We start from the raw sequence: 7,452 nt of genomic DNA on the forward strand, positions 1-7,452 counted from the left end.
TTACAGATCTCCCCCCAGTACAATACTGTACTGGGGGGAGATCTGTAATGCCCACTAAGGCCCGCGCCAACCTGGAAAGTCTCTACCGGATCTTTACGGTGCCTGAGGCACCTGATTCAACCCTGGGCTCGGTTGATAGGGCCATTACCGGTGATGTTGCCGGTTTTCTGCAAAATCATATTGTGGCCATGGAGCGGCCGCTGGAAGAGATTGAAGCCAGCTTCTCCAACTTTGCTATTCCTGAAGAGCCGACCTACGTCTCTGACTACACCGAGTTTGTTAAGCAAACTCTGGTGGCTCAGTCGGTCCACACCGCAGCACCGGGATTTGTGGGGCATATGACTTCGGCACTGCCTTACTTCATGCTCCCCTTGACCCGATTGATGACTGCTCTTAATCAGAATCTGGTCAAGGTGGAAACCTCCAAGGCCTTTACCCCGTTGGAACGTCAGGTGCTGGCCATGCTGCACCATCTGATCTACCGTTGCCCCGATGATTTTTATCCCCACTGGATACATAACAGTCAGGCTGCGCTGGGAACATTCTGTTCCGGCGGCACCATTGCCAACACCACGGCGCTTTGGGTGGCGCGCAACCGTTTCTTTGCGCCGGATGATGCCTTCCGTGGCATTGCCCAGGAGGGATTGGCCAAGGCGTTGCGGCATAAGGGGATCGACGGGATCGCGGTACTGGTTTCAGAACGGGGACATTACTCGCTGGGCAAGGCTGCCGATCTGCTGGGCATCGGCCGTGACAACCTGGTTAAAGTGAAGACTGCTGAGAATAATCGCATCGATCTGGAGGCCCTGCGTCAGGAGTGCCGACGTCTGCAGGACCAGAATATCCGGCCGTTGGCACTGGTGGGGATTGCCGGGACAACTGAAACCGGCAATATTGATCCACTGGAAGCCATGGCTGATTTTGCCCGGGAGCTGGGCTGTCATTTCCATGTGGATGCTGCCTGGGGCGGGCCAACCCTGTTTTCTGAAACCCACCGGCATCTGTTGGCAGGTATTGAACGGGCTGATTCAGTCACCATTGATGCCCATAAGCAGCTCTATGTACCGATGGGGGCCGGGATGGTGGTGTTTAAAGACCCCACCGCGGTATCGGCCATTGAACATCATGCCGCCTATATCCTGCGTCATGGCTCAAAGGATCTGGGTAGCCATACTCTGGAAGGTTCACGTCCGGGTAAGGCGCTGCTGGTGCATGGCGGTCTCTCAATCATGGGCCGTAAAGGTTATGAACTGTTGATTGATCTGGGGATTGAGCGGGCCAGGACCTTTGCGGAGATGATTCGTCAACATCCTGATTTTGAACTGACCAGTGAGCCGGAACTGAATATCCTGACCTACCGCTACTGCCCGGCTGCTGTGCAGCAGAAGCTGGAAACAGCGGATCTTGTGGAGCAATCCAGAATCAATGCCCTGCTTGATCAAATCTGTCTGTTGCTGCAAAAACACCAGCGTGAGGCAGGCAAGACCTTTGTCTCCCGTACCCGGCTTCGTCTGGCGCACTATGGTGAGGAGATTACCGTGCTGCGTAGTGTATTGGCCAATCCGCTCACCACTGACGAGATTCTGGTGGCAGTGCTGGCTGAGCAGTGTGAGATTGCCCGGCAGCCGGAGATTCAGGAACTGCTTCGCCAGATAAAGGGGTAGTCAGTACTTTCGGCGGATGGAAATTTCGTAACTGGTGATAAAACAGGCGATAGGCTTTGGTCTTCCGCCTGTTTTTGTCTGGGGTGCAGTAATAGCAAGCGGCTTGACAGTGACTAAAACTGCAGTAGAGTTTTGGCAACTTCGAGTTCGTGGCACGTATCTCGATCAGACAGGGGGCAGCTATGCGATCTAAAGGTTTCAGGTTTCTTGCTCTGGCCAGTTGTGTGGTTCTTGTCTCGGTGGTATGCATTGCGGCAGCGTATGCAGAGCAGGCGGATATGGCTGCGCGACGTATCCTGTACGATTGCCAGAAGAAAGCTGCGGAGTATACCTACAATCTTGACAAGGCTGGAGATCAGGAGCTGTTTGACAAACATGTTGCTGAGTGTATAGCTGCAAGCAAAGCACCGTCAGCGTCAACGGTACAGCTTCAAAGCGTTTCAGGGAGCACGCCGATCTGTACCGATGCCGATATGGCGTGGTGTTCCTCTTGCTGGATGACCCCGAATAATGACTGGTGTTGCAAGAAGAAAGATAAGGGGCAGGTTCTGCCCGGCTGCGGATCTTCCTCCAACAATCCCACCTGCAACTATACCCTCTGCAGCAATGGCTGTGATGGTGCATGCAAGAAGCCGGGGAAAAACTACTACGGCGCAACTAATATCAAGATCACCAATCAGACCGATGATGATGTGACCTTCATGTTTGTAACCGGCGCAGTGACGAAACCTGGTGAGCTTGGAGCCTGTACGGATAATGAGAAGATTATCTCCTATCAGTGGGTCGCTCAGAATACTGATTGGTGCAAGAACCCGCAGGCAGGTAAGGAGAAAAATGCCGGGTGGTGCACAGGGACCGTGAAAAAAAATTCGTCGGTGGAGTTAAAACGGACCGGCAATGATGCTGAAAAATGCCTGACCGGCGCCATACATCTTTGGCCGGAAAAGGCCTCATGCCCCTCACCTAACGGTTTCACCCAGGGTGAGTTTACTCTTAACCCTACCAACACCTCTACTGAGGCGGTCAATATAAGCCTTGTCAACGGCGTCAGCTATGCTCTGTCCATCAATCTGCCGGGTGAAGCATGGACGATCCAGAACCAGACAAAGTCGGTCAAGGTCATCGGCCCCAATGAGGCAATATCCGGAGATAACAACAAGCCGGGCATTTATCCTCCTGGCTGCACCGACTGTATTCAGCTTGTTGGTGAGCTTCCCTGCAAAAACGTCCCCAACAGAAAATGTCAGTCTACCCGCCAGTGTCATGTCCAGCGTGGCGGTATAACAGGCGGAACCGTTGAGTTTGTCATTGAAAAGAAGTTTTAGGGAGATGCCAACATGATGAGATCATATTTTAGTGCCGCCAGGGGATTACTGTTTCTTATTGCTGCTGTAGTGATGCTGATTGCTTCCGGTTGCGCCTCTCCAAACTATGTCTGGTACCAGCAGGGCAAGGACAGGACCATGTTCGCCAAGGATAAGCTTGAATGTGAAGAAGAGTCAGCCTTGTATGCCAAGCAACTTGATAAACGTGGCAATGAAGAGGTGATCTCGGCCCGTATGAAGGAATGTATGGGGCTGCGCGGGTATGTTAAGGTTCTTGAGCAGGATGTCCCGCAAGGGATGGAGAAATTCTGAAACCTGATAGTGTCGTTTATACCGCTTCCTGGCTCTACAATCCGGGTCAGCCGCCTGTTGCAGGCGGTGGTCTGGCGGTCAGGGATGGTCGTGTCCTGGAAACCGGTAGAGCCAACGACCTGATCGCCCGTTATGGTCAGCCAGCTGCAGAGTATCCCGGTTGCGTGATTATGCCCGGTTTCGTCAATGCCCACACCCATCTTGAGTTGACCCATTTCCCGGCCTGGCGTCTGCGGAATGGGCTTGATTATCATCCTCACCGCTTTGTGGACTGGATTATTCAGATGATCAAGGTCAGACGTGGTGTGACGCTTGAGGAAACACGTACATCACTCAAGGCCGGTATAAATGCCTGTCTGCGGTCCGGCACCACTGCTGTCGGCGATATTATGACCTCGCCGGATCTGTTGGCCGCCTATGCAGGGTCAGCCATTGGTGGACGGTTGTACCTGGAACTGATCGGCCAGGATCGCCAGCTGTTTGAACCTCGATTAACCAAGGCTGTAGAGGCAAGCAAGGCCGTCAACGGCGGTCGGTTGCCGGGCCTTTCCCCCCATGCACCCTATACCTTGCACAGTAACCTGCTGCCGGATATTGCCGCTGCTGCAGACCAGATGCAGCTGCCGCTCTCGTTGCACCTGGCAGAATCCCGTGAAGAGTCTGATCTGCTATTTGATTCCTCTGGTCCGCTGGCAGAAGAGATGTATCCGCTGGTTGGCTGGCAGGACTATCTGCCTGCACCACGCCGGATCACACCGGCCCGCTTCTTTGATGCTGGTGGCCTCTTGGGGCCATCAACTCTTGCAGTGCATGGGGTGCAGCTGACTCCGGCGGATGCGGCCCTGCTGAAGGAGCGTGGTGTTGCCATCTGCCTCTGTCCCCGCAGTAATGAGCGTCTTGCGGTTGGTACCGCACCGGTGCATCTCTTTAACAAACTGGGTATTCCGCTCTGTCTGGGCACCGATTCTTTGGCCAGCAATGATTCGCTTTCCCTGTGGGATGAGATCCGTTTCGCTCTGGATAGCTACAAAGGGGCGTTGGACCCGGAAGAATTGCTGGTGATGGCAACACGTGGCGGTGCGGCCGGGATCGGGCTGGCCGATCATATCGGTTCGTTGGAGACCGGTATGCGAGCTGATTTCCAGGTGTTGCAGCTTGATGGTGGCTGTACTGCTGATCGTTTGCTGGAAGTTGGCAGGGTTAATGCGGTCTACCTTAATGGGGTTTTGACAGGAATTGACGGTTTTAGCTGCTCGACTGATAGCGGAGTTGATCCGTGAAAAAGAAGCCGGTTATACTGGTTGTTGATGATGATCCGCTGTCATTGGCGATGTTGGAGAGCATCCTGCAACAAGAGGGCTGCTCTCCCGTAACCGCCTTGAATGGCCATGAGGCTGTGCAGCTGCTTGAGCAACAGCCGTTTGATCTGGTGCTTTCGGATATGGTGATGCCGGTTATGGATGGCATGGAACTGCTGGGGCAGGTGCTGAAACGGTTTCCTGGTACACCGTTTATTGCGGTAACCGCAGATGGCAGTGTCAGCGGCGCTGTTGAGGCGATCAGGCAAGGCGCTTACGACTATCTGGAGAAACCGTTCAATCTTGATCTTTTGAAAATAACCATCCAGCAGGCCCTTGATTATCATCGTGTGGTTCAGGAAAATAGACAGATCCGTGAACTGCTGAAAGAACGCTATACCTTTCAGAGTATCGTAACCGTTAGTCCAGCCATGAAGCAGACCCTGTCCCTTGCCGCCCGTGTTGCTGCGGCACGGGCTACCACAGTGGCGATCTACGGTGAAAGTGGCGTTGGCAAGGAGGTCCTGGCACGGGCGATCCATTTTGCAAGCGACGCTCAGCCGAACCGTTTTGTGGCGGTCAACTGTGCGGCTGTACCGGAACATCTGCTGGAAAGTGAGCTGTTTGGCCATGTGCGTGGTGCATATACCGGCGCTGACCGTGATCGGGATGGAAAGTTTAGTGCTGCTCGTGGTGGTACGTTGCTGCTGGATGAGATTGGAGATATGCCGCTGTCACTTCAGGCCAAGTTGCTGAGGGTGCTGCAGGAGCGTGTCTATGAAAAGGTTGGGAGCAATACCTGCTGTCCGGCAGAATGCCGCGTTATTGTAGCCACTAATCGTAATCTGGCGGAACTGGTGGCAGGTGGGCGCTTCAGAGAGGATTTGTATCATCGTATCAATGTCTTTCCGTTGACCATTCCACCGTTGCGGGAGCGCAGGGATGATATACCGCTGTTATGTGAGCATGCCCTGGGTGAACTGCGTCAGCATCTGGGTAAATCGTTGCCCGGTATTTCGCAGAAGGCGATGGAAATGATGCTTGTCTACCCTTGGCCAGGTAATGTACGGGAGCTGAGGAATTGTCTTGAACGGGCAGCCATCCTGACTGATGGTGAACTTATTCGGCCGGAGCACCTAGGTCTTACATCGGTATCATCAGATCAAGCGATTGTTGGGGATGGCGTGTTTACCAACTATGCCCTTAAGTTGCCAACTGGTCAGCTTTCTCTTGCTGCCCTGACAAACCAGATTTTAGACATCACCCTGGAACGGTGTGGCGGTAATAAATCGCAGGCTGCCAAGCTGTTGGGGATTGCACGGAAGAATTTTTACCGGACCTAGCTCGCGTTATTGCGGAAAAGTGTGCCCTCTGGCTCCACACTGTCCCCTATGGGTACAGTGTGGAGCTTTTTTGTTTTGTAACTACCTTAAATTACATGATGTGATGTTTGGCATGCTGGCTGCAATTACCTGTGTAAATACCTTGCTACTGTTCCTGAACGGGGCAGCAGGTCCTAACAAAAAGGGAGGATAGTATGTCACAGGAAGCCGTGGAACAGTTTTTAGGTCGATTAGTTACCGATGACCGCTTTCGGCGACGGGCAATGGTGGCATTTGAGGATCTTCTGGAAGAGGAGGGATTTCTGTTAAGCGAAAAAGAACAACAGGCGATCAAGCTTGAGGATCTGATACGGCTTGAGATGGTTGCTGCAAGACTTGATACCACTCTCAAACGTTTCAGTGGATAGGATACAACTCTTTTATGTGAAAAAAATAATGATTTTTTTAAGCGTTTGTAGGGTGAACACCTTGTTGTCACGCTGATGTTCAATCAGCTATGGTGCTGTAACTAAAAATGTTTTGTTCTACAGGTAGCGTTAGGGAAAAATAAATATTTAATGAGCGGAGGTTCTATATGCAATGGTTCAAAGATCTGAAAGTTGGGGTGAAGCTGGTTGCTGGTTTTATTACGGTTGCCATTATTACAGCGGTGGTGGGTGCTATTGGCGTCATTAAGGTTGTTGAAATTGATCAAGACTCTGACATGATGTATGAAAAGATGACAGTGCCTTTGGGAGATCTGGGTGCTATTTCCGTTGACTTCCAGCGGGCTCGGATCAACTTGCGTGATGTAGTAGAGACAACCGATCCGGTTGAACGCAAGAAGTATGAGGATAACATCAAAAAACTGCGTCAGGATATGACTGAACATGCAGAAAAGGTCGAAAAAACGCTTCTGACAGAGGAGGGGCGCAGGGCATTTAATGAGTTCAATGAATCTCGCAAGGTATATGGCGGCTATATTGATAAGATTCTTGAGCTGGATAATGCTGGTAAAGATGCTGAAGCCAAGTCTTTAATGCATGGCGATGCCTTTAAGGCTGCTATGCACGAGCAGGATTTACTTAATCAGCTGGTTGATTCCAAAAAAAAGCAGGCAAAGTTAACTGCTGAGCATAATGATGAGACCGTTTCTGTTGCCACAAAGCTGTTGATAGGAGTGAGTGCCGTGGCGGCTGTTTTGGCCATTTTTCTGGGGGTAGTCATCTCTCGTATGATAACGGTTCCCTTATCCGCTACGGTCAAAGTTGCTGAGCGCCTTGCGGAAGGCGACCTGACGGCTCAGGTCACAATAAATTCAAAGGATGAAGTTGGTCAGCTTGAAGAGGCCATGTCCAATATGCTTCAGAGTCTGCGTACCTTGGTTGGTCAAACCGTCCAGATTTCTGCCGGTATCGCCTCTGCTTCTACCCAGCTGCACAGCACCTCTGAACAGATCGCCACCGGCGCTGAAGAGGTTGCTGCCCAGACCGGTACCGTGGCCACTGCCAGCGAAGAGATGGCTGGCACC

At 52.2% G+C, this 7,452-nt stretch carries 7 protein-coding genes; all 7 read left to right on the forward strand.

The window, feature by feature from the left end:
• Positions 1-47: 47 nt before the first annotated feature.
• Complete coding sequence (gene panP, locus OEL57_RS11705; protein ID WP_300740713.1) at positions 48-1,664, forward strand: pyridoxal-dependent aspartate 1-decarboxylase PanP; 1,617 nt, start codon at positions 48-50, stop codon at positions 1,662-1,664.
• Positions 1,665-1,846: 182 nt separating this feature from the next.
• A complete protein-coding gene (locus OEL57_RS11710) occupies positions 1,847-2,989 on the forward strand; it encodes a hypothetical protein (RefSeq protein WP_300740714.1) in 1,143 nt (380 codons plus the stop codon).
• A gap of 12 nt (positions 2,990-3,001) precedes the next feature.
• Positions 3,002-3,301, forward strand: coding sequence for a hypothetical protein (locus tag OEL57_RS11715; RefSeq protein WP_300740715.1), 300 nt, complete (start codon positions 3,002-3,004; stop codon positions 3,299-3,301).
• Between the two features lie 170 nt (positions 3,302-3,471).
• Positions 3,472-4,581, forward strand: coding sequence for an amidohydrolase family protein (locus tag OEL57_RS11720; RefSeq protein ID WP_300740716.1), 1,110 nt, complete (start codon positions 3,472-3,474; stop codon positions 4,579-4,581).
• Positions 4,578-5,942 (forward strand): sigma-54-dependent transcriptional regulator, encoded by a 1,365-nt coding sequence (locus tag OEL57_RS11725; protein WP_300740717.1) that lies wholly within the window; start codon positions 4,578-4,580, stop codon positions 5,940-5,942. Before OEL57_RS11720 ends, OEL57_RS11725 begins: the two co-directional genes overlap by 4 nt.
• A 194-nt stretch (positions 5,943-6,136) precedes the next feature.
• Positions 6,137-6,349, forward strand: coding sequence for an Os1348 family NHLP clan protein (locus tag OEL57_RS11730; protein WP_300740718.1), 213 nt, complete (start codon positions 6,137-6,139; stop codon positions 6,347-6,349).
• Between the two features lie 167 nt (positions 6,350-6,516).
• Positions 6,517-7,452 (forward strand): methyl-accepting chemotaxis protein (locus OEL57_RS11735; protein WP_300740719.1); only part of this gene is annotated, 936 nt, incomplete at its 3' end.

Origin of the sequence: Trichlorobacter sp. (assembly GCF_030247655.1) — a bacterium.
In the GTDB taxonomy this organism is placed as follows: Bacteria; Desulfobacterota; Desulfuromonadia; order Geobacterales; family Pseudopelobacteraceae; genus Trichlorobacter.